This window comes from Mesorhizobium sp. M7A.F.Ca.US.005.03.2.1 (assembly GCF_003997795.1).
Classification (GTDB): domain Bacteria; phylum Pseudomonadota; class Alphaproteobacteria; order Rhizobiales; family Rhizobiaceae; genus Mesorhizobium; species Mesorhizobium ciceri.
The window spans coordinates 1-1,833 of sequence record NZ_RZRP01001069.1; the positions used below are offsets into that span (position 1 = coordinate 1).

Consider the following 1,833-nt stretch of genomic DNA (forward strand, 5'->3'; position numbering starts at 1 on the left):
CGAGGCTACCCAAAAACCTTTCCGCCAATCGGTGCACCCATCTACACCGCCAAGCGCCGCGAGTGCAAACAGCAAGCTTTCACGAGTGGAACGTGCGGCAGCCGACCGGCCTCTGCTTTTAAGGAGAGAAACTGCCGCGCGATGTCGCGCACCGAAGCGGCCGCCAATGCCGCCGGTCATCCGAAAGGATGATCAGGTTACAGCGCTACAGCGCCCTTTGCGGGCATGGCGCTCCGGCTGCGTCACCACAGCGCGACGCCGTGGGCTGCGGTCGGAAGCTCGTCTCTTCGGACCGGCGCACCAGTTCGGCAAAGAGCAGCGCGAAGCTTCCCAGCATCAGAAAGACAATGATCAGGCGTGTTACCGGCAATATGTCGGCCTCGACTGGCTAGCCCCCACGCCACCCATCCACTGCCGGCTAACATGACCGATCCGGCTTTACGAGACTTTAAGGCCGGTCTTAACCATCACATTCGCGTAGCCTTTGACATGATACGCGAACGCATGTCCGCATCCGCCGTCCCGCGGTCGCCTCCCATCCCGGAATGGCATTGCCATCCGGGATGGCGGCTCCGTTTGCAGACCTACCCCGCCCATGCTACCCCAAAATTGGCGCGGCCCTGCCGCTGCCAACCGGTCGTCATCGGGGAGCCATGAGCAAAGCCGCCAGCCACATCGCCTTCGTCTCGTCCGACACCGCTGACGCCAAGACGGCGCTGGAAAGCCTGTCGGCGCGCTATGGCCAGTCTTCCGTCGAGGAGGCCGAGATCGTCGTTGCCCTTGGGGGTGACGGCTTCCTGCTGCAGACCCTGCGCGACACGATGGGGACCGGCAAGAAGGTCTACGGCATGAACCGTGGCACCATCGGCTTCCTGATGAACGAGTATCGTTCCGGTGGCCTGACCGAGCGTCTCGAAGCCGCCGTCGCCGAAACGATCCGCCCGCTGGAGATGCTGGCCGTGACCTCGGAAGGCGAAACGATTTCGGCACTGGCTATCAACGAGGTGGCGCTGTGGCGTCAATCGTACCAGACGGCCAAGATCCGCATCACCGTCGACGAACAGGTCCGGCTTGAGGAACTGAACTGCGACGGCGTCATGATCGCAACCCCGGCCGGGTCCACCGCCTACAATCTTTCGGCGCACGGGCCGATCCTGCCGCTCGACGCGCCGCTGCTGGCGCTGACCCCGGTCAGCCCGTTTCGCCCGCGCCGCTGGCGCGGCGCGCTGCTCTCCAACAAAGCGACGGTGCGCTTCGACATCCGCGAGCCGGAAAAGCGGCCGGTGAACGCCGCCGCCGACCATACCGAGGTCAAGGCGGTGACCTCGGTAACGGTGCGAGAATCACCCACGGCGACAGCAACGTTGCTGTTCGATCCCAATCATTCCTGGAACGAGCGTATTCTCGCCGAACAGTTCCGCTATTGAGCCGGCTCTGCGACCGACAGGTCGATTAAGCATCCCGATTAAGGTTACAACTTCACAATCGTGCCATTGCTGCCCGTTTCTGTTGACAAATCGAGGGCTTGCTCCTAATTGCAATACCGATCTTGCAGGCGCGTGGCGCTTGCCGCGACGCCATTAGACGCCGTTGCGCTTCCCCGAACCAGCCAAAGACAACAACACTTGTCCTCAGACACCACGACCGCTCAAGAAGCGTTGACCTTCGCAGACCTCGGCCTGTCGCCGAAGGTCCTTTCCGCAGTCACCGACGCCGGCTACACCCAGCCGACGCCGATCCAGGCTGGTGCGATCCCGCACGCCTTGCTCGGCAAGGATATTTTGGGCATCGCCCAGACCGGCACTGGCAAGACGGCTTCCTTCGTGCTGCCGA

At 62.8% G+C, this 1,833-nt stretch carries 3 protein-coding genes; all 3 read left to right on the top strand.

Translation table 11 applies throughout. From position 1 onward, the window contains the following. Positions 1–192: hypothetical protein (locus EN991_RS40475; RefSeq protein ID WP_206519315.1), on the top strand; the 192-nt coding region annotated here is incomplete at its 5' end. Positions 193–653: 461 nt separating this feature from the next. After that, positions 654–1,427, top strand: coding sequence for an NAD kinase (locus tag EN991_RS34670; protein WP_013531374.1), 774 nt, complete (start codon positions 654–656; stop codon positions 1,425–1,427). Positions 1,428–1,625: 198 nt separating this feature from the next. Further along, positions 1,626–1,833: DEAD/DEAH box helicase (locus EN991_RS34675; protein WP_164769607.1), on the top strand; the 208-nt coding region annotated here is incomplete at its 3' end.